The organism is Arcanobacterium urinimassiliense (assembly GCF_900119495.1).
Classification (GTDB): domain Bacteria; phylum Actinomycetota; class Actinomycetes; order Actinomycetales; family Actinomycetaceae; genus Arcanobacterium_A; species Arcanobacterium_A urinimassiliense.
The window spans coordinates 712,713-732,694 of sequence record NZ_LT632435.1; the positions used below are offsets into that span (position 1 = coordinate 712,713).

18 protein-coding genes are annotated in these 19,982 nt (G+C 50.9%); 16 read left to right on the forward strand and 2 right to left on the reverse strand.

Going from position 1 to position 19,982, the window contains the following annotated elements; genetic code table 11:
* The first annotated feature begins 49 nt into the window (after nucleotides 1-49).
* Genes infB through truB form a run of 3 tightly spaced genes read left to right on the forward strand, consistent with a single transcriptional unit; the run spans nucleotide 50 to nucleotide 4,398 of the window.
* Nucleotides 50-2,872, forward strand: coding sequence for a translation initiation factor IF-2 (infB, locus tag BQ7117_RS03225; protein ID WP_073996166.1), 2,823 nt, complete (start codon nucleotides 50-52; stop codon nucleotides 2,870-2,872).
* 37 nt (nucleotides 2,873-2,909) lie between these two features.
* Nucleotides 2,910-3,392, forward strand: a complete 483-nt coding sequence (gene rbfA / locus BQ7117_RS03230) for a 30S ribosome-binding factor RbfA (RefSeq protein WP_073996167.1) — start codon at nucleotides 2,910-2,912, stop codon at nucleotides 3,390-3,392.
* Nucleotides 3,364-4,398: a tRNA pseudouridine(55) synthase TruB gene (truB, locus tag BQ7117_RS03235; RefSeq protein WP_073996168.1), complete on the forward strand. Its 1,035-nt coding sequence runs from the start codon at nucleotides 3,364-3,366 to the stop codon at nucleotides 4,396-4,398. The genes rbfA and truB overlap by 29 nt, the downstream gene beginning before the upstream one ends.
* A gap of 94 nt (nucleotides 4,399-4,492) precedes the next feature.
* Here the strand turns inward: truB and BQ7117_RS03240 are convergent, their stop codons facing one another.
* On the reverse strand, nucleotides 4,493-5,056 hold the full coding sequence (locus tag BQ7117_RS03240; protein WP_073996169.1) for a DUF421 domain-containing protein: 564 nt from the start codon (nucleotides 5,054-5,056) through the stop codon (nucleotides 4,493-4,495).
* A gap of 60 nt (nucleotides 5,057-5,116) precedes the next feature.
* On the opposite strand from BQ7117_RS03240, the gene BQ7117_RS03245 reads away from it, so the two are divergent.
* The 6 genes from BQ7117_RS03245 (at nucleotide 5,117) to dapB (ending at nucleotide 11,522) form a co-directional block, all read left to right on the forward strand.
* On the forward strand, nucleotides 5,117-5,356 hold the full coding sequence (locus BQ7117_RS03245) for a hypothetical protein (protein WP_143273961.1): 240 nt from the start codon (nucleotides 5,117-5,119) through the stop codon (nucleotides 5,354-5,356).
* Complete coding sequence (locus BQ7117_RS03250; protein ID WP_073996171.1) at nucleotides 5,357-6,343, forward strand: bifunctional riboflavin kinase/FAD synthetase; 987 nt, start codon at nucleotides 5,357-5,359, stop codon at nucleotides 6,341-6,343. It begins immediately after the preceding gene.
* Nucleotides 6,344-6,557: 214 nt separating this feature from the next.
* Nucleotides 6,558-6,827, forward strand: coding sequence for a 30S ribosomal protein S15 (gene rpsO, locus BQ7117_RS03255; protein WP_073996172.1), 270 nt, complete (start codon nucleotides 6,558-6,560; stop codon nucleotides 6,825-6,827).
* Between the two features lie 183 nt (nucleotides 6,828-7,010).
* Complete coding sequence (locus BQ7117_RS03260) at nucleotides 7,011-9,341, forward strand: polyribonucleotide nucleotidyltransferase (protein ID WP_073996173.1); 2,331 nt, start codon at nucleotides 7,011-7,013, stop codon at nucleotides 9,339-9,341.
* A 113-nt stretch (nucleotides 9,342-9,454) separates the two neighbouring features.
* Nucleotides 9,455-10,771: a M16 family metallopeptidase gene (locus BQ7117_RS03265; RefSeq protein WP_073996174.1), complete on the forward strand. Its 1,317-nt coding sequence runs from the start codon at nucleotides 9,455-9,457 to the stop codon at nucleotides 10,769-10,771.
* A gap of 13 nt (nucleotides 10,772-10,784) precedes the next feature.
* The gene (gene dapB, locus BQ7117_RS03270; protein ID WP_073996175.1) at nucleotides 10,785-11,522 is read left to right on the forward strand and encodes a 4-hydroxy-tetrahydrodipicolinate reductase; all 738 of its coding nucleotides are present in this window, start codon (nucleotides 10,785-10,787) and stop codon (nucleotides 11,520-11,522) included.
* A 24-nt stretch (nucleotides 11,523-11,546) separates the two neighbouring features.
* Here dapB and BQ7117_RS03275 read toward each other — a convergent pair whose 3' ends face one another.
* Nucleotides 11,547-12,182 (reverse strand): N-acetyltransferase, encoded by a 636-nt coding sequence (locus BQ7117_RS03275; RefSeq protein ID WP_073996176.1) that lies wholly within the window; start codon nucleotides 12,180-12,182, stop codon nucleotides 11,547-11,549.
* A 75-nt stretch (nucleotides 12,183-12,257) separates the two neighbouring features.
* On the opposite strand from BQ7117_RS03275, the gene dapA reads away from it, so the two are divergent.
* From dapA to BQ7117_RS03310, 7 genes are all read left to right on the forward strand, one after another.
* Nucleotides 12,258-13,163 carry a 4-hydroxy-tetrahydrodipicolinate synthase gene (gene dapA / locus BQ7117_RS03280; RefSeq protein WP_073996177.1) on the forward strand — a complete coding sequence of 302 codons (906 nt, stop codon included), beginning with the start codon at nucleotides 12,258-12,260 and terminating at the stop codon, nucleotides 13,161-13,163.
* Nucleotides 13,164-13,195: 32 nt separating this feature from the next.
* Entirely contained in the window at nucleotides 13,196-14,872 is a 1,677-nt protein-coding gene (locus BQ7117_RS03285) for a ribonuclease J (RefSeq protein WP_073996178.1), read from the forward strand.
* A gap of 114 nt (nucleotides 14,873-14,986) precedes the next feature.
* Nucleotides 14,987-17,698 carry an FtsK/SpoIIIE family DNA translocase gene (locus BQ7117_RS03290; RefSeq protein WP_237563044.1) on the forward strand — a complete coding sequence of 904 codons (2,712 nt, stop codon included), beginning with the start codon at nucleotides 14,987-14,989 and terminating at the stop codon, nucleotides 17,696-17,698.
* A gap of 172 nt (nucleotides 17,699-17,870) precedes the next feature.
* Nucleotides 17,871-18,458 (forward strand): CDP-diacylglycerol--glycerol-3-phosphate 3-phosphatidyltransferase, encoded by a 588-nt coding sequence (pgsA, locus tag BQ7117_RS03295; protein ID WP_073996180.1) that lies wholly within the window; start codon nucleotides 17,871-17,873, stop codon nucleotides 18,456-18,458.
* A 19-nt stretch (nucleotides 18,459-18,477) separates the two neighbouring features.
* A complete protein-coding gene (locus BQ7117_RS03300) occupies nucleotides 18,478-19,023 on the forward strand; it encodes a CinA family protein (RefSeq protein ID WP_073996181.1) in 546 nt (181 codons plus the stop codon).
* 105 nt (nucleotides 19,024-19,128) lie between these two features.
* A complete protein-coding gene (locus BQ7117_RS03305; protein ID WP_073996182.1) occupies nucleotides 19,129-19,509 on the forward strand; it encodes a helix-turn-helix domain-containing protein in 381 nt (126 codons plus the stop codon).
* Nucleotides 19,510-19,518: 9 nt separating this feature from the next.
* Entirely contained in the window at nucleotides 19,519-19,749 is a 231-nt protein-coding gene (locus BQ7117_RS03310; protein ID WP_073996183.1) for a DUF3046 domain-containing protein, read from the forward strand.
* Nucleotides 19,750-19,982: the final 233 nt, after the last annotated feature.

The window sequence follows — 19,982 nt, forward strand, 5'->3', positions numbered from 1 at the left end:
ATAAGAGAGGTCTGACGCCTTGGTGCGCGGACCGTAAAGAAGGAGAAAAGTGGCCAAGGTCCGCGTCCATGAACTAGCTAAAGAGTTAGGTATTCCCAGTCGGGATTTATTAAAGACTCTGACGGAGAACGGCGAATTCGTAAAGTCCGCTTCGTCCAGCATTGAAGCGCCGGTAGTACGCCGAGCGCGTGAATATTATAAGCAGCATCCGGAATTATTGCCTGATGCCAAGCCAGAGCCGGCGAAAAAAGAAACTAAGGCAGCCGGGGCGAAGAAAAAGACAGCCGAGAAAGCTACTGCTGCGAAGAAAACCAGCGGAGATAGTGCAGCTACTACCGCTAGTGCAGAAGATAAGGCGCCGGCTTCCGCTGCAGAAGCAGTAACGGAAAAAGCGCCGAAGACAGCTAAAACGACTAAAACAACTAAAAAGCCGGGGCCAGTGCCGCAGCCGGCTAAGAAAGCACCGGTAGAGAAATCAGAAGCAGCTTCGAGCGCGCCTGCAGCGCCCGCGAAGAAGCCGGCGGCGCCGCGCCCCAGTGCGGTATCGGTAACTCCAGGAGAAGCGCATCGCAGTGCGAAAGCAGCGCGGGAGGCAGCTCCACCGCGGCCGCAAGCACGGAAAAAGGCAGGCCCGCGCCCAGGTAATTCGCCTTTCTCTGCTCAGCAAGGAATGCGGAGTCGGGGCAAGCCGCGCCCGGGTAATTCGCCTTTCGCTGCTCAGCAGGGAATGAATGGTGCGCGTGCGGCAGAAGATACTTATAGTAAAGGAAAATCTGAGCGGTCTTATAAGCCGAAAGCAGCGCCGGCGATTCCGAGTATGTTCCCCGCGCAGGAAGAAGCGCGCGATAACCAAGGCCGGGGAGGCCGGGGCGAGCGTGGTGCGAACCGTTTTGGCAATTCGCGCCGGGGTGGCCATGTGCGTTCCGGTGGAAAAGCGCGCGGCGGATCTACTGCCGGAGCTTTCGGTAATCAAGGTGGAAAGCGGCGTTCGAAGCGGGCTCCGCGCAATGATTTTGAAGAGCAGAAATCCCCGATGCTGGCCGGAGTACAGGTGCCGCGGGGAGATGGCTCTACGCTAGTGCGCGTTCGAAGTGGCGCATCCTTAGCAGATTTTGCCGAAAAGATTAAAGCAGATCCGGCAGCTTTGGTTACGGTACTCTTCCGCATGGGAGAGATGGCTACGGCTAATCAATCTTTAGACGAAGATACATTCCAGCTTCTCGGAGCGGAACTGGGCTACGATATTAAGATTATGAGCCCGGAAGATGAAGATCGGGAGATTCTCGAGGCTTTCGATATTGATTTGGAAGCGGAACGAGCCGAAGAAACTGATGCCGAGCGCAGCCCGCGTCCGCCAGTAGTGACGGTAATGGGGCACGTAGACCACGGTAAGACGAAACTTCTCGATGCCATTCGAAATGCGGATGTGGTAGAGGGAGAAGCTGGCGGTATTACCCAGAGTATCGGCGCCTACCAAGCACATGTAAAGGTGGAGAATACCGAACGTTTCATTACCTTTATTGACACCCCGGGCCACGAAGCCTTCACGCAGATGCGTGCGCGCGGTGCGGATGTGACAGACGTAGCGGTACTGGTAGTAGCGGCAAATGACGGCGTAATGCCCCAGACGGTAGAAGCGATTAACCACGCGAAAGCGGCGAAAGTGCCAATCGTGGTAGCGGTAAATAAGATTGATTTGGATTCCGCCAATCCAGAGAAGGTGCGTGCACAGCTCACTGAGTATGAGCTAGTAGCAGAAGAATACGGCGGAGATATTCCTTTTGTGGATATTTCTGCGAAGAAACGCCTGCATATAGACGATTTATTAGAAACTATCGTCACTACTTCTGATATTTTGGTCAATCCTACTGCGAATGCTAATAAGCCGGCGCGTGGAATCGCTATTGAGGCGAAGCTCGATCAAGGGCGCGGCTCGGTAATTACAGCTTTGATTCAAGATGGCACTCTGCGGGTAGGCGATCCGATTGTAGTAGGAGATGCCTATGGGCGCGTGCGCGCTATGGTAGATGAAAAAGGAGCGCCAGTAGCGGAAGCAGGGCCTTCACGCCCGGTACAGGTACTGGGGCTCACGTCAGTACCAGCTGCTGGAGATCAGCTCATTGTAGCGGATGATGATCGCACGGCCCGGCAAATCGCCGAGCGGCGGGCAGCAGCTCGGCGCGCCACTACTTTGGCGAAGCGCCGGAAGCGTATTTCTTTGGAGAACCTCACCGAGGCAATTGAAGAAGGCAAGCTAGAGAATCTCAACTTGATTATTAAGGGAGATTCTTCTGGCTCGGTAGAGGCGCTCGAATCTTCGCTCTACGATATTGAAGTAGGTGGCGATGAAGTACAGCTGAATGTAATTCACCGCGGTGTAGGTGCAGTTACCCAGTCTGACGTCAATTTAGCTACGGTGGATAACGCGATAATTATTGGCTTTAATGTACGCCCGGCCGAGCGAGTACAGGATATGGCAGAGCGTGAGGGAGTGGAGATGAAGTTCTACTCCGTCATCTACGATGCTATTAATGATGTGGAAGACGCATTAAAGGGCAAGCTGAAGCCGATTTATGAAGAAGTAATGCTGGGTACGGCAGAAATTCGCCAGATATTCAAATCCGGTAAATTCGGTAATATCGCTGGTTCCATCGTGCGCAGCGGCAAGATAAAGCGGCACACGAAGGCACGGCTAGTGCGCGACGGAGCAGTAGTAGCTCCCGAACTAGAAATAGTCTCGTTGCGCCGGGAAAAGGACGATGCTACCGAAGTTAAAGAAGGCTTCGAATGTGGAATCACGCTCGGGTATAAAGATATTCGGGTAGGCGATTTGATTGAGACCTGGGAAATGCGCGAAAAACCGCGTGAATGACCAGCCTTTTCAATTATCGAAATAAGCAGGAGGAATAATGCCGAATCCGCGCGCGGCTCGGGTAGCTGATCGGATACATCGCATTGTGGCTAGCTCTATAAATGGGCGGTTGAAAGATCCTCGCCTAGCGCAGGTGACTATTACCGAGGTGCGAGTAACCGGTGATTTACAGCAAGCGAGCATATTCTATACCGTATACGGAGGAGAAAAAGCGCAAGAAGTGGCTGCTGCTGGCTTGGAATCTGCGAAAGGTTTACTGCGGGCAAAAGTAGGGGAACAGCTGGGTTTGCGGCTAGTGCCAACTTTAGAGTTCGTGCCCGACGCCCTACCGGAGACCGCAAAATCTTTAGAAGCAGCTTTGCAGGCGGCGCGGGAGCACGATGCGCAAGTGCGGAAATTGGCTGCTTCTGCTCAGCCAGCTGGAGATGCAGATCCTTATCGGCGGCCGCTAAATACTGATGCCGTCGATTCGGTGCCAGAGGAAGATTTTGATGCCCCGCCCAGCGCTCCCTTGGGGTGAGGTACCGCGGGCAGAAATTTCTGCGCCTTCCGGAATTCTGTTAGTAGCTAAAGATACCGGAGCTACCTCGCATGATGTGGTGAATGCGGTGCGGAGATTGGCGGCTACGCGGAAAGTTGGGCACGCCGGTACGCTGGATCCTTTAGCTAGTGGATTACTCACTCTCGGCATTGGAAAATCCACAAAAATACTGCGCTATTTTACCAACTTAGATAAAAGCTATCGGGCGCAGCTGTGTTTGGGAGTGGCGACTACTACGGAAGATGCCGCCGGAGAAATTCTCTCTGATCCGCAGCCAGGGTTAAGCCCGCTTTTCCAAGCTGCTTTATATTCTCCAGATTCTGTGCTGGCCGCTAATGCTGCCCTGCAAGCTGCGCTGGCGCAGTTTCGGGGAGAAATTATGCAGCGCCCTTCGGCAGTTTCTGCGATAAAAGTGGAGGGTAAAAGAGCTTATGAACGCGTGCGTGCGGGGGAAAAAATTGAGCTGCCCGCGCGCCCAGTGGTGATAAGTGCTCTGGAAGTAGGGGAGCTCCACCCCGGGCCGATTTTTTCGCGAGCAGGAAAAGAAATTCCTACTTTAGTGGCCGAGCTTTCCCTCAGCTGCAGTTCTGGCACTTATGTGCGCGCTTTAGCTCGCGATATTGGCGCTAGTTTAGGAATGGGAGCACATTTACAGGCTTTAGAGCGCACCCGCGTAGGTACTTTTACATTGGAGCAAGCAGCTTCTATAAGTGAATACAGTGAAATGGTGCGCCGGGGCTTGCCGTTACCAGTTCAAAGCGCCGAAGCGGCTCTGCGGACGATGTTGCCGATATTAACTGTAAACGCGGCGGAGCGGAGGGCGCTTAGCTATGGGCAGCGAATTTCTTTACCGCCGGATTTCCGAAAAGAGAATCAAGATTTCGCGGCGGTATATGGTGAAGAATTAGTGGCTACCGGTACGGTAAAATCGGGAAAAATGCAGCTCCATACGGTATTTATTACTCCGCCGGTTGCTCGCAGTTGAAGTATCCCTTTTGCATTAAAGCTAGTATTTAGCTTTCGATAAAGAAGTAACTTTAGATAGAACTTTTCCGCCTTTTATGAGGCTGGAATAGCTTTTAATTACGGAAAAAATGTGCGGGTATTTGTGCAGCATCTTTTACATCCGCCACTAATTCCCGCGCTAAGGGCTTATCACTTTTAATTACGGAGAGTTTCCCGGAAGATTCCATAATCACACTAGCTACTTCGTCGAGGGAGTGTATGCCGCTTTCCCGCAGTTTGGAAGTGAGTTCGGAGTGGGTAGTGTGGGTAGCGCGCATATTATTTTCCAGTATTTTATCTCCCGTCATTAACAGTACGGGCTGGGTGTTGAGAATTTTATCGCCGCGCGGTTGATTAGCGATATTTCCCAGCGTTATCTGCAGCAGCACCAAAGTTAACAAGGCAACTACGCCGGTGGCCAAAGTGGGGACGGGACCAAGAGTAGTACGGGCAACTACGCTCCCGAAAAGTAGCACCATTACCGTATCGAAAGTAGTGATACTAGAGAGCATTCTCGGCCCGCGAATCCGCGTAACCAGTAGGAATAATGAATAAATAGCTATCGTAGCAATGATAGTAGAAGCCACTCCGACCCAGTTAAGACCTAACCAGGCAATAATTCCATCTGGATAATGCATTTTTCTTCTTTCATGTGGATGCGATTAGCACTGCAATCAACTTCGCTTTACACTATAAGCATGGGAAAGTGTGCATGTGGTAAAGAGCGGGAAAATTCACGCCCGGCGGTGTCGCCAGAAGTGGCGGCGCAATCTGAAGCAGCGCCAGCACCAAAATCGGCGCATAAATGTGGCTGCGGAGGTAAATGCGGGTGCGGTGGAAAAGGAAAACGGCGCGGAATTCGCACTGAACAAACTCCATCCGGCGTTCCGGACGATTTTTCCGAAGGCCGCCCGCAGTTAGGGCTGCGTGGTAAGTGAATGGAAATATGGACTAAACCGCAAGATGTGCCGAAAAATCTTCATTCTGCACTCACGATTGGCATATTTGACGGAGTACATCGCGGGCATGCAGAAATTTTAGCGCAGACCGTGGCGGCGGCGCGGGCAGCTAATTTGCGCGCAGTGGTATTGACTTTTTCTCCCCATCCGGCATCGGTGCATCATCCAGAACGGCATCTGCACTTAATAACCGCACTTCCAGAGCGTTTGCGGTTCCTGGAAAAAGCGGGAGTAGATGCAGTTTATATTCAGCACTACGATTTAGACTATGCAAGCACCGATCCAGAAGATTTTATTTCTTCCCAGCTCTGCGGTTTATTAAAAGCAAAAGTAGTGGTGGTGGGCAGAGATGCACGCTTTGGAAAAAATAATTCTGGAGATTGGCAGCTGCTGGAAAAATTGAGTGAAAAGCAAGGATTTAAGCTGCATTTAGTAGACGATATCGGCGGCGTGCAGGCGGCGCGTTGGTCGTCTACGGTAGTGCGCGAGCTGTTGGCAGCTGGGAAAGTAGCTGCTGCCGCGCAAATTTTGGGCCGTCCACATCGGGTGCGTGGCATAGTGCAACACGGAAACAAACGCGGGCGGCTGCTCGGATTCCCTACCGCTAATTTAGCTGGAGATAATTTAGGGGAAATTCCCGCTGATGGAGTATATGCCGGCTGGGTAGTAGAAAATGTGGATACGGAAGCCGAAGTAAAGTATCCAGCAGCTATTTCGGTGGGAAGTAATCCGCATTTTCATGGTGAAAACCGCACGGTAGAGGCTCATATCCTCGGCCGAGGTGATTTGCATCTTTACGGAAAAGAAATAGCGGTAGAGTTTATTGCTTATTTGCGTTCGATGCAGGCTTTTGCCGGAATAGCAGAGCTACAAGCACAGATGGATGCCGATATTGCGCAGAGTGCACAGATACTAGGAGTCCCCGATACCGGCCGGATAGATCCCGGTATCGTCACCGCGCAGTGAATAGAAGCAATTTGCGTGCTGTGGAGCAATCTCTACAGTTGAAACAATTTGCGCAAGCGGCACGGTGTGGCCTTAATGAGCCGGATATCACTCAGTGGGCGGCAGAGAATATGGGCAGGCATGATAAACTGAGGAAGCCGTTAGAGCCGGCCGCGGATGGATACTGAAGAGAACAGGCCTTCAGCTCTGCGCAACGAGAAATGAAGGAGATCGTATGGCTCTCGCTAAAGAAGTTAAAGAGCAGATTATTAAAGAGTATGCTACGCACGAGGGTGATACCGGTTCGCCGGAAGTACAGGTCGCCATTCTCTCTGCGCGCATTAAGGAATTGACGGAGCACTTTCACACTCATAAGAAAGATCATCATTCCCGCCGCGGTTTGCAGCTGCTAATCGGTAAGCGGAAGCAGCTGCTGAAATATCTGGCAGATGAAGATATTGAGCGTTACCGTTCTTTAATCTCCCGTCTCGGCTTACGCCGCTGACGAACCCATCGACCTGGCAAAATGCCGGGTCGATTAGTATATATAGAGTAATAAAAGAAGAAGTCCTCTCTAATCGGTTCGGTCCTCGGTTGTGGTGAGCGGTGGGGCAGTAAAATCACTGCCGTAACTGAGCATGATAATCGATGACCGTATCTGGGGAGGCACAGGAAATAAGGAGGTCCCGTGCAGGGTCCTGATATAAAATTTGCAGAAACCGTTATTGATAACGGAAAATTTGGCACCCGGAAGTTTCGTTTTGAAACCGGGTTGCTCGCCCAGCAGGCTGCGGGCAGCGTCTTAGTTACCATGGACGAAGAAACCACTATTTTGGCCACCACCTGCGTTTCATCGCAGCCCCGCGAAAATTTTGATTTCTTCCCTTTGACAGTCGATGTGGAAGAGCGCGCTTATGCGCTCGGTAAGATTCCTGGATCGTTTTTCCGGCGGGAAGGGCGCCCGGGCACGGAGGCAATTCTCGCCGCCCGTCTAATTGACCGGCCGCTGCGTCCTGCTTTCGTTAAAGGTCTTCGCAATGAGGTGCAAGTAATTGCCACCGTCTTTACTATTAATCCGGATGACGCCTATGACGTAGTAGCGATTAATGCTGCTTCTTTAGCTACCCAACTTTCTGGATTGCCTTTCTCTGGCCCAGTGGGTGGCGTACGGATGTCGCTAATCGAAGGGCAGTGGGTGGCTTTCCCCCGTTACTCGGAGCTGGAAAAGGCCACTTTCACAATGGTCGTAGCCGGGCGTATCGTCGGCGAAGACGTAGCCATTATGATGGTGGAAGCAGAAGGAGGCGAACACCTCGTAGAAAACGTAGCGAAAGGTGGCGTCGCTCCTACCGAAGAAGTAGTGGCAGAAGGCTTAGAAGTAGCGAAAGGATTTATTCGCACTCTTTGCTTGGCGCAGGCAGAATTGGCAGAAAAAGCAGCCAAAGAAACTGTGGAATATCCACTCTTCCCCTCTTATGAAGAAGAAGAGTATGAAGCAGTAGCATCCCGTATTGGAGATCGCTTCGTATCCATCTACGGAATCGTCGATAAGCATGAGCGCGATGACGCTCTGAATGCGGTTACAGACGCTATCGTCGCAGAACTCATTGAGCAGTTCCCCGAGCGGGAGCAGGCCTTAGCTTTGGCGGTAAACGATCACTGGAAGAAAGCTATGCGCAACCGCGTACTCACTGAAGGTGTGCGGATGGATGGGCGGACGCCAGTAGAAATTCGTACCATTACTGCTGAACCGGGTGTATTGCCGCGGGTACACGGATCGGCTATTTTCCAGCGTGGCGAAACGCAGATTCTCGGCGTCACCACTTTGAATATGCTGAAGATGGAGCAGCAGCTGGATAATCTTTCGCCTATTACCGCAAAGCGTTACATCCACCATTACAACTTCCCTCCGTATTCCACGGGAGAAACTGGGCGAGTAGGTTCACCGAAGCGGCGGGAAATTGGCCACGGAATGTTGGCCGAGCGAGCTTTGGTGCCGGTGCTGCCCGGGCGGGATGAATTCCCTTACGCGATTCGGCAAGTTTCGGAAGCTTTAGGGTCGAACGGTTCCACTTCGATGGGTTCGGTCTGTGCCTCTACTATTTCCTTGCTGAATGCTGGTGTGCCTTTGCATGCACCAGTAGCGGGCATAGCCATGGGTCTTATTTCGGGAGAAATCTCTGGAGAACGCCGCTACGTAGCTCTTACCGATATCTTGGGTGCGGAAGACGCCCTCGGCGATATGGATTTCAAGGTGGCTGGTACGCGTGATTTCATCACGGCGCTGCAGCTCGATACCAAGTTGGATGGCATTCCGGCGGAAGTACTCGCGAAAGCTCTGGCACAAGCCAAGGCCGCCCGCTTTGCAATTCTCGATTTAATTGAGCAAGCTATCCCCGGCGTAGAAGAAATGGCGATTACCGCTCCCCGGATTCTCACCGTACATATCCCGGTAGATAAGATTGGCGAAGTAATCGGGCCGAAAGGCAAGATGATTAACCAAATCCAAGAAGATACCGGAGCCGATATCACTATTGAAGATGACGGCACTGTATATATTGGTGCAGATAATGGCGCAGCAGCCGATGCGGCGCGGGATACGGTAAACGCTATTGCCAATCCGCAGATGCCGGAAGTAGGCGAACGCTTTATTGGTACCGTAGTAAAGACCACCACTTTCGGAGCTTTCATCTCGCTGACTCCAGGTAAAGATGGCTTGCTGCATATTTCGCAGATTCGCCGCCTGGTAGGTGGAAAGCGGATTGATTCCGTCGAAGATGTGCTGAATGTGGGAGATAAGATTGAAGTAGAGCTGGAAGAAGTAGATGATCGCGGAAAGCTTTCGCTAATTCCAGTGCTAACTGAAGAGCAGCTAGCTGCCGAGAAAGAAAATGCCGAAAAAGAGGATAGCCGGGAAGGCCGCGAGAACCGTGGTAAAAGCGAGCATCACCGCTCCAATCGGCAGAACCGTTCGCGGCGGCGTACCCGTTCTAAGAAAGTAGAAGAAGCTGGAGAATAGGTACCTAGTCTAGCCACTTAATCTAAATGTGGAGCATTCGGTTCATTACCGGGTGCTCCACTTTTTATATAAGATGGCAAAAGTAAAGAGTTCCCCGACTAGAGGAAAACGTTTTGGCTTTTTCGTGTATTGAATTCCCGCTCGATTCCGGTGCCTCCCAGACTTGGGAAGAAAATGGCGTAATTGGTAAAAGATCGGTACTACCAGGTGGAGTGCGGGTATTGAGTGAAAAAATTCCCGGGCACAGCTCAGTTTCACTTTCTTTCTGGATTGGGGCCGGTTCGCGTGATGAAAAAGAGGGGCAAGAAGGCTCTACCCACTTTTTAGAACATCTGCTTTTTAAGGGCACCACTCGGCGTTCTGCTTTAGATATTTCTCAGCTTTCCGATTATCTCGGAGGAGAGATAAATGCGGCCACCTCTCGTCGTTATACTTGCTACTACGGGCGAGTATTTGCTAGCGATATGCCGCAGCTTTTAGAACTACTGGTAGATTTGGTCACTTCTGCCACGCTAGATAAACCCCAAATGGAGATGGAGCGAGGAGTAATTCTAGAAGAATTGGCGGCGGCAAATGACGATGCCAATACGCGTGCCAGTGAAGCTATCTTGCCAGCCGTACTCGGGGATCATCCCTTAGCTCGGCCGGTGGGCGGAACTATTGCCGAAGTGCGCACCTTGGATCACGCACACCTATTGCGGCACTATCAGCAAAATTATTGTGCAAATGAGCTAGTAGTTACGGCGGCGGGGAATGTGGATCATGCCGAGTTGTGCCGAGAATTGCAAAGATTGCTACAAATATATGGCTGGGACTTAGCCGAAACGGCTCGCCCTGCTGCGCGGCGGAGTACCTACGATATTTCTTATACTGCAGGTAGTACGCAGGTATTGGCACATCCGGGGCTGCAAAGTGCAGTGGTGATTGGAGTGCCCGGCGTGCGGCAAGACAGCCCCGAAGAACCGGTACTGGATTTACTCAGCATTATTCTCGGTGGCGGTAATTCTTCGTTGCTTTTCCAAGAAGTACGCGAAAAGCGCGGCTTAGCGTATTCCGCTTTTTCCTGGGCTATGCAGTGGCAAGAAGGCGGAATTGTTTGTATGCAAGCTGGCTGTGCGCCGGAAAATTACGCACAGGTGGCACAAGTGATGGAAGACTGCTTAAAAGAGCTGGCAGAAAAAGAAGTGAGCGCCGATACTTTGGAGATGGCTTACCGGCAATATCGTGCGCAGTTGGTATTCGCTATGGAAAACAACAGTTTCCGAAAGAATCAACTCGGATATGCAGAGCTGCTGTACGGAAATAATTATTCTATCGCTGCGCAGCTGCAAAAAATTCGGGCAGTTACTCCCGCGGATATTCAAAATCTAGCGGCACAGTTAGCCACTGCTCCGCATTCCACAATAATCTGCACAGATACCGAGAAGTAGCTAGACTTAAAATATGAAAGTTGCGGTAATAGGCGCCCGTGGGCGTATGGGATCATCAATTGTACAGGCGGTAGAGGCGGCAGCTGATTTAGAGCTCGTGGCAGGGCTGGATGCCGGAGAAGAAATTACTTCTGCTTCGCTGCGAGGAGCAGAAGTGGCCGTAGAATTTACGGTGCCGGGAGCTACCGATAAAAATGTGCATGCTCTTTTAGACGCGGGAGTGAATGTAGTGGTAGGCACTACGGGATGGACGCCGGAGCGGCTAGAACGAGTGCGTGCTCACGCCGAAGAAGTACAAAAATGCGTACTTATCGCTCCGAATTATTCTCTCTCGGCAGTTTTTGCGATGCGTTTTGCACGGGAAGCAGCCGCTTATTTTGAATCAGTAGAGGTAATTGAGCTGCATCACCCTGATAAAGTAGATGCTCCTTCGGGTACAGCTCTAACTACTGCCCAAGGAATAGCACAAGCACGAGCTCAAGCAGAGGTGCCGCCGAGTCCAGACGCTACCGAAATTGATAATTATGGCGCGCGCGGAGCCAATATTGAGGGAGTGCACGTACATGCTATCCGGCTGCGGGGACTCTATGCGCACGAAGAAATTTTGTACGGCAACCCGGGTGAGCAGTTAGTGATTCGTCAGGATTCTTTTGCTCGTGAGTCTTTTATGCCGGGAATACTCTTAGGTATTCGGAAAGTAGGGGATCACCTGGGGCTTACTTACGGTTTAGATAAATTCTTAGATATCTAAAATCTCTTTGGCTTTCTGCGCCTTTTACGATGCGGGGTGGAGAGTAGTCCACCAGAGATGCTGCACTGCTTTTTTCCCGTCAATTTCAAAAGCGCTGCGGATACCGCCGGGAGCAAATCCGGCTTTTCCTAAAAATCCAGTAGTCCACTCATCACTGGCAAAGGCCCAAATATAGAGTTCGGTGGCGCCTTGGGAGCGGAGAATATCGGTAACTGCCGCTAAGAGCCGCCCTTCGTGCCCAGCCGCAGCTAGATCGGCGCGCACGGCGAAATTAGAGATCAGGAAACTGCGCCGTTCCCCAGCCGGAGCCTGTGCCAATTGGATAGGAGGCACTGCTTCGAAAGATAAAAATCCCCCTATTTCTTCTGCGGTTTTGTTATTAGCAGCGGGTGGTATAGGAGTGGCTGATGTAGCAGCGGGCGGTGGGGCAGTATCTTTGTGTATCGCTACTAAGAGCCCTGTATCAGCTCCGAGATTTTCCCAACTTTCTTTCCAAATCTGCGCAAAGTTCTGGGCATTTAACTGGGAAGAGGTGCTTAAAGAAAGAGGAGCTTCCAACTCAGCTACTAATTTTTCCCGCATATTCTGTGCCTGCAGTCTACTAATAGCCGGAATATCGGCGGGGACTGCCGGGCGCACACTTTCTTTACTGCTTTTCACCCCTTTATTCTTTCAGAACTTTTCCGATATATCGAACCTCTCCGTTTCTTGTTTATTTCCAGCTACGATAGAAGTATGAGTAATACGTATATTCCTGCCCGTCCTTTCGGTTCCGTAAGCGTAGCGATGGTGACTCCTTTCCACGCCGATGGTTCTTTAGATATTGATAGCGCTTGCCGTCTTGCCGATAAATTAGTTACGGAAGGTTGCGATTCTATTTTGCTTTCTGGTACCACTGGTGAATCTCCTACGACTCACCAGCCGGAAAAAGACGATTTAGTGCGTGCCGTAAAAGACACCATCGGGGAGCGCGCAATGTTAGTGGCCGGCGCTGGATCTAACGATACGGCACATGCAGTACGTATTGCACAAGGGGCAGCCGCTGCGGGGGCAGATGGTCTGCTAGTGGTGGCGCCTTACTATAATCGCCCTTCGCAAGCCGGAGTTTATCAGCATATAAGTGCCGTCACCGCTGCTACTGAATTACCAGTAATGATTTATGATATTCCGGGGCGTACGGGAGTGAAAATTTCTGAGGATACGTTACTGCGTTTAGCAGAAAATCCACAGATTCAAGCCGTAAAAGATGCTACGGGTGATGTGGCAGCCGGCTTCCAAAAAATGCGCCGTACCGGTTTAGCTTATTATTCCGGAGATGACGGTCTAAACTTTGCTTGGCTGGCACATGGAGCTTCCGGAGTTATTTCCGTAGCCGGGCATCTGATCGCGAGCAGTCTTCGCCGTCTGGTACAGGCAGTAGATGCGGGAGACCTTCCGGCCGCGCGGGCAGAATTTGCGCGCCAAATGCCAATCGTAGATGCCATTATGGGCTCTGGACAGGGAGCAGTAATGGCAAAAGAAGCTCTGCACCTACTGGGAGTACTTCCACAAGCTAATTTGCGTCTGCCACTCGTGGGAGCTAGCCCAGAGGAACTTGCGCAATTAGAAGCAGTGCTCCGTAAAGAAGGGTTTCTCGGCTAACCATTCGGCCCACAACATGGCAGAATAGAAACGTGGTTACTGAAGATTTACCTCCGCAATTAGCGAAAGACACAATACGTATTATCCCTCTCGGTGGTTTGGGGGATATCGGCCGGAATATGACGGTATTTGAGTGCAATGGCCGATTACTCATAGTAGATTGCGGGGTGCTTTTCCCTGAAGAGCACCAGCCGGGAGTGGATTTAATCCTTCCCGATTTTTCTTATCTTGAAGATCGTTTAGACGATATAGACGCTATGGTGCTTACCCACGGTCATGAAGACCATATTGGTGGGGTACCTTATTTATTGCGCTTGCGCCCAGACATTCCGTTGGTAGGTTCGGAATTCACAATCGCTTTAGTGGAAGAAAAATTAGCTGAACACGGAATTAAGCCTTATACGCTGGTAGTAGCGGAAGGGGACGTGGAGCAACTCGGGAAATTTAGTTGCGAATTTATTGCCGTAAATCATTCGATTCCCGATGCGCTCGCAGTGTTTATGCGCGCTCCTGGTGGTTCCATTCTCATCACCGGAGATTTCAAAATGGATCAATTGCCTTTAGATGGGCGTATTACGGATTTACGCGCTTTCGCGCGGGCGGGGGAAAGCGGCGTAGACCTATTTATGGTGGATTCTACCAATGCTGAAGTGCCCGGCTTCGTCGCTTCCGAAGGCACAATTGGGCCGGTATTGGAGGGCATATTTGCGGGGGCAAAAGGTCAAATAGTAGTGGCTTCTTTTTCTTCGCATGTGCATCGGGTACAGCAGGTGTTAGATGCTGCTGCTAAATATGGGCGAAAAGTCTGTTTCGTAGGGCGCTCTATGGTGCGCAATATGAAAATTGCCAGCGACCTCGGCTATTTAGAAATCCCGGCTGGCACCCTAATCGAGTTGGGGGAAATGGAAAATATTCCTCCGCAGCAGCGCGTCTATATGTCTACCGGTTCCCAAGGAGAGCCGCGCGCCGTCCTTTCCCGCATAGCTGCTTCTGCTCACAAGAAAATTAAGGTAGGGCCAGGGGATACGGTAATTTTCGCTTCTTCACTTATTCCGGGAAATGAAAATTCGGTATTCCGTCTTATAAATGGGCTTATGAAGCTAGGAGCAAAAGTAGTGCATCAGGGCAATGCGGCAGTGCACGTATCTGGCCACAGTGCGCAGGGTGAATTGCTCTATGCTTACAATATCGTCGAGCCACTAAATGTGATGCCGATTCACGGGGAGGTGCGGCACTTGGTGGCGAATGGCTCCTTAGCTGTGCGCACTGGCGTACCTACGGAAAATGTGATGTTATGTGCCGACGGTGACGTAGTAGATTTACATGGGGGCGAAGCACATTTAGTAGGTAGAGTGCCGTGTGGATATGTATTTGTAGACGGCGGTAGCGTAGGAGAAATCGGCGAAGCGGAACTGCGGGATCGCCGTACGCTAGGGCAAGAAGGATTTATCGCTATTTTTGCAGTGGTGGATGCCAAAAACCGCACCATAATTACCGGACCGCACATTCAGGCGCGGGGCATGGCTGAAGACGATACCGTATTTGCGGAAATCTTGCCGGCCGTGCGGGAGGCTCTCGCTGATGCTCTGTGTAATGAAACTGCGGATTCTTACCGGATGCAGCAGGCAATGCGAAGAGTAATTGGAAGCTGGGCAGCAAAAACACTGCAGCGTGCGCCCATGATTATACCGACTGTAATCGAAGCATAGAATATGCCTTTCCGCCTTATTGGGCGGGTGGGAGATAGGGGAAGCTTCTCCCACAAGGGTGGCACTTTTTTATACACTTCTTAAAGAAGAAACAACCAAAACTAAGGAAAAATAGTGGCGAGGAAACGGGCCCAGAATTCTGGCGATACTGCGCGCATTCCGACGCGAGCAGCAAAAAATAAAGCTCGCGGGGCGCGGAGAAACAGCGGCACCAGTGGCGCAGTAGATAAGAAAGCGCATGATGGATTAGCTCTCTTAGCGCTAGCTTTGGCGGTTTTAGTAGCTATAAAAGAATGGTTCGGTAAATCTGGGTTGCTCCTAGAGGGACTACATCATGTGGTGGCTGGCACGGTGGGGCTTTTCGCCGTTTTAGTGCCAGTATTATTGGTGGGCTTAGCTATTACGCTGTTCCGGAAACGCCCTGCCGGCCGTAACCGGCATTTTCTTATCGCTTTACTCATTCTAATTTTCTCTCTCACCGGAGTTCTACATATTTTAGGTGGACAGCCCAACCCTACGGAATTTTTTATTTCGGTAGAGAATGCGGGCGGTCTAGCTGGCTGGATAGTGGGAGGTAGCTTAGTAGCTTTAGTCACCGAATGGGGAGCTATACCGGTACTTTTCCTGCTTATTTTCTATTCGCTGCTTTTAGCTTCGGATACGTCAGTGCGGGATATTCTCGATTGGGTGCGCCAGCGGGCAGCGATGCGTGCTGAAGCGCGGGAAGCGGAGGAAGATGCTCCTACTGCGCTTATTACCCAGGGAGAAGAAGAGCCACAGCGCCCGCGGCGCGGTATTCTGCGGCGATTGCGGAAGTCAACTGCCGAAGATGAGGCGGGAGATCTTCGTGACGGTGTAAATAACGGCGCAGATAATCTAGATACTGCCGGCGGAGATAGCGGCACAGATAGTGGAGCGGCGGAAAGTACCCGCGTGTTGAAACCAATGGCCGATAAAGAAGGCACTAGGCAAAAAGTGGAACGCGCAGCGAAAAAACTGCGGCCGCCGCGCCCGGAAGCACTTCCGGAGCGAGTAGAGCAGATGGAGCTTTCTTCTAATATTACCTATACTCTGCCGGCGCTCTCTTTGCTACGGGAGGGAGAACCGCACGTAGAAAAATCCCAAGCCAATGCGGATATCGTAAAAGAACTCACACAGGTATTTGCGGAGTTTCAGGTAGATGCGCAGGTCACTGGCTTTTCACGCGGCCCCACCGTCACGCAGTACGAAGTGGAATTGGGACCAGGGATAAAAGTAGATAGAATTACGCAACTTTCTAAGAATATCGCCTATGCGGTGGCTTCTGCCGATGTGCGGATACTCTCTCCAATTCCTGGTAAATCGGCAATTGGAATTGAAATCCCTAATCGAGATCGAGAGACCGTCTTAATAGGGGATGTATTGCGTTCTCCCGCTGCGCGGAAGCGTACTCATCCTTTGGTAGTGGGAATTGGAAAGAACGTTGGCGGGCAATACGTATTAGCTAATTTGGCGAAAATGCCGCATTTATTGGTGGCAGGAGCTACCGGATCGGGTAAATCTTCTTTTATTAATTCGATGATTACCTCAATTATGATGCGCTGTACCCCAGAAGATGTGCGTATGATTCTCGTGGATCCAAAGCGAGTAGAACTCACTATTTATGCGGGAATTCCGCACTTGGTGACGCCAATTATCACTAATCCGAAAAAAGCGGCCGATGCTTTGGAGTGGGTAGTGCGTGAAATGGATCAGCGCTACGATGATCTTTCTACCTACGGATATAAGCATATTGACGATTTTAATAAAGCAGTGCGCGCTGGAAAAGTGCAGCAAATAGGCGAGCGCAAGCTGAAACCGTATCCCTATCTGCTGGTAGTAGTAGACGAGCTAGCTGATTTAATGATGGTGGCTCCGCGCGATGTGGAATCATCGATTCAGCGTATTACCCAGTTGGCGCGAGCAGCGGGAATTCATCTGGTACTCGCCACGCAGCGGCCTTCGGTAGACGTGGTCACCGGGTTGATTAAGGCGAATATCCCTTCCCGGCTCGCTTTTATGACCTCTTCACTCGCTGATTCGCGGGTAATTTTAGATGCTTCGGGAGCGGAGAAACTTATCGGTATGGGAGATGCACTCTTTATGCCGATGGGAGCCAGCAAACCGATTCGAGTACAAGGCGCGTGGGTGAGTGAAGAAGAAATAGACGCGGTAGTGCAGCACGTAAAGGCGCAGATGGAGCCAGTCTATCGAGATGATGTAATTCCCAAGGCGGAAAAGAAGCGAGTAGAAGAAGAAATTGGCGACGACTTAGAAACGCTTTTGCAGGCGGCTGAGATAGTTATTACCACGCAATTTGGTTCTACTTCGATGTTGCAGCGTAAATTGCGTATCGGTTTTGCAAAAGCCGGGCGTATGATGGATTTGCTGGAAGATAGAGGAATAGTTGGGCCTTCTTTAGGTTCCAAAGCGCGGGACGTGCTGGTGACTCCCGATCAGTTAGACGATGCCTTAGCTTTTATTCGCGGAGAAAAATCTGATTTACATAGTGCTGCTGCAAGTGCGCCGGCAGATTATTACACCGAGGCGGATTTTGGAGATGCGGAGGTGCCGCGGGAACCAGCTGCTGCTCAGCCTTTTGCGGCCGGAGAAGAAACTATTAATATCGCTTCTGCTCCGAGCGCAGAGAGTAGCGTGGAATGGGAAGATACGGCCGGGCGTACAATCGTCTATGAGCAAGACAGCCGGTATGCGCGCGATCCATTGGAGAATTCAACCGAAACTCAGCGGCTCGATATTGATGGTGACGGCGATGAAGATGCTTGGCAATTGACGGGCCGAGATTAAATGAGTGGGAATTGATCGCGCAGGAATTAATCGCATAAAGATTGTTTATCTGCAGAGCTTGTTTATCTGCAGAGATTGCAGGAGATAAAAGCATTATCTAAAGAATCAATAAAATATGCCGCGCGGTGCTGGCTAATTAAACTTTGCCAGCTCTATGCCTTAGACTTGGAGCATGGTGGAAAAGTCATACGAAGAAGTACCGCTCTTCAATATCGCTAATGTGTTGACGGTATTACGCCTAGTGTTGGCGCCTATATTCATTTTTGCCTTTTTAGATTCTGCTGTATCGCGGCGTTGGATAGCAGTGGCAATATTTTTCGTAGCTGCTTTGACCGATAAACTCGATGGATATTTGGCGCGGCGTTATAACCTAATTACTAATTTTGGGAAACTTACCGATGCCATTGCCGATAAAGTACTGATTATTTCCGCTTTATTATTGCTCTCGTTCCACGGAATGCTCTGGTGGTGGGTGACGATATTATTTATCGTGCGTGAACTGGGAATCACTGCTATGCGCATGGGAATGCGTAAAATTAAGGTGATGGCCGCTGGAGCCGGTGGAAAGATAAAGATGTTCGCTCAATCCTTAGCTATCGGAGGAATAATTCTGCCCTGGTCGGAGTTTTTACCGCAGTCGCTGGCGAGCGGGATGCTCTACATTAGCTACGCGCTAATGGGGGTAGCGCTTTTCTTTGCTTTAACTTCTGCCTATGAGTACGTGCGGGAAGCAGTACGGCTGCGCAATGAAGCAGAGTGAGAGTGGGAAATGATGCAAAATGCAGAGCCTAGATGAATTAGCGGCCACTCTCATAGCCCGTCTCCGCGCTGAGCAGGTTACTCTCGGGGTGGCAGAATCTCTAACCGGCGGTTTATTAGCAGCTACCTTGGTGAATGTGCCGGGAGCTTCGGAGGTATTTCGCGGAGGCATAGTTAGCTATGCTACGGATGTGAAATCTGATTTGCTGGGCGTAGATAAAAATTTATTGGCCGCGCGCGGAGCAGTGGATGCCCAAGTAGCTAAAGAAATGGCTCTCGGGGCGGCTAAGCAGCTGAGGACAGATTTCGCTATTTCCACCACCGGAATTGCGGGCCCTGATCCGGTAGAGGGTAAACCAGTAGGCTTAGTTTATTTAGGTTTTGCTAGTGCGCCGCAGGTAAACGGACAGTGTGAAGTTCTCGGTAGGGAATCCGCTGATTCGTGGAGCGCAAAAGCGCTCCAAAAGAATTTTTCCGGCGACCGGCTTACCGTGAGAAAGCTAACAGTAGCGGCCGCGCTGGAAGCCTTTTTGGTTGAATTTTCAGGTGAAATAGAGGGGCGCTAGATATTTTCGGGGTTCAGTAATTGAAAAGCTGGGAAGTTTTTTGCTGCTGCGGGCGTTATAAGGAGTGTAAGGGAGAAGATGAAACTGACAAGCGAGGAGAAGAAAATGCAATTAAATCCGGAAGTGTCGGTGGAAGTTAAGAGCGAAACGGTACTGCTGCGCCAAGAATTGGGTGACGTGCTACGTGAGTACCGGCAGCGGCAGGGGCGCACGCTGCGGGAAGTTTCTTCTCAGGCGCGGGTCTCCTTAGGGTATCTTTCCGAAGTGGAACGCGGGCAAAAAGAAGCTTCTTCTGAACTGTTAGACGCTATTTGTACTGCTCTAAATGTGCCACTCAGTCAAGTATTGCGGGTGGTAGCAGAGCGGATAGATCGAGCGGCTGGTCGCATCACTCCGGCTATGCGCCGAGCTCAGCAAATTCGGGTAGAGATTCCAGATTCTGTACCGGAATCTTTAATTGCGAGTGAATTAGCGGCAATGAGGTAACACTTGGGAATGACCTACAGTGAATTCTGGGAGGTTATGGCGCGCGTCTTTACGAAGGTGCGCGCCGATTCTCTAGCGAGTGATTTAATTTTGCCGCAGTTAGGCAATTCCTCGGCGCAGACCGCATTAGAAAATGGCTATCGGCCTGATGAAGTTTGGCGGGCGATAGTGGAAGAGATGGAATTGCCGGAAAAATACCTCTATCTGCACCGAATTAATGCTCATAAAAAACAAGGTTAAGAATTCGCGCGGCTGAGAATCGCCGCGCGTTTTCTTTTGCCTTCGAACGGTTGTTCGGTATAGGATTGGCTATGTATTGCGGAAGTGCCGGTATTTTCCACAGAAAAAATATGGGTAATCTTTCGGCTTTAAGTCGGGCCTAGCGTAATACTCGGATAGTCATTCGGTGAGGGTGAGCTCCGATAAGACTTGTTCTATTGGTGAGGCGGAAGCCGGTTAAAAAGAAAGGCGCA